This is a genomic window from Aromatoleum evansii (assembly GCF_012910805.1).
In the GTDB taxonomy this organism is placed as follows: domain Bacteria; phylum Pseudomonadota; class Gammaproteobacteria; order Burkholderiales; family Rhodocyclaceae; genus Aromatoleum; species Aromatoleum evansii.
The window spans coordinates 1-394 of record NZ_WTVK01000294.1 but is presented as its reverse complement, the minus strand read 5'-3'; the positions used below and the strand labels follow the sequence as shown (position 1 = coordinate 394).

General features: G+C 63.7%; 1 protein-coding gene. It reads left to right on the top strand.

Translation table 11 applies throughout. The annotated features are described in order from the left end of the window. Nucleotides 1–394: alpha/beta hydrolase (locus GO615_RS28385; protein ID WP_169133122.1), on the top strand; the 394-nt coding region annotated here is incomplete at both ends.

Here is a 394-nt window from a genome sequence, read left to right as displayed (position 1 = left end):
ATCGGTAACCCCACCGCTGACGTCTCTCCCGAGATGCAGGCCATGATCGGCACGGCCTATCCGCCGCATTTCAACGCCGACCCGAAGACATCAGCGGAATGGAAGGAGCTGATCGATCGCCGCGCCAAGCAAGCCATCGCGAATATCCCGGCGATGAAGGCGAAGCTCGGCGTCAAGGTCGAGGAGAAAACAATCGCCGGCGTGCACTGCTATGTCGTGACGCCGAACAAGATCGCGCTCGAGAACCGGCGGCGCCTGCTGATCCATGTGCACGGCGGCGGCTACGTGTTCGGCCCCGGCGAAGCCGCGCTGCCGGAAGCCATCATGATGGCGGGCTTCGGCGGCTACAAGGTCATCTCGGTCGACTACCGGATGCCGCCGGACTTCCCCTATC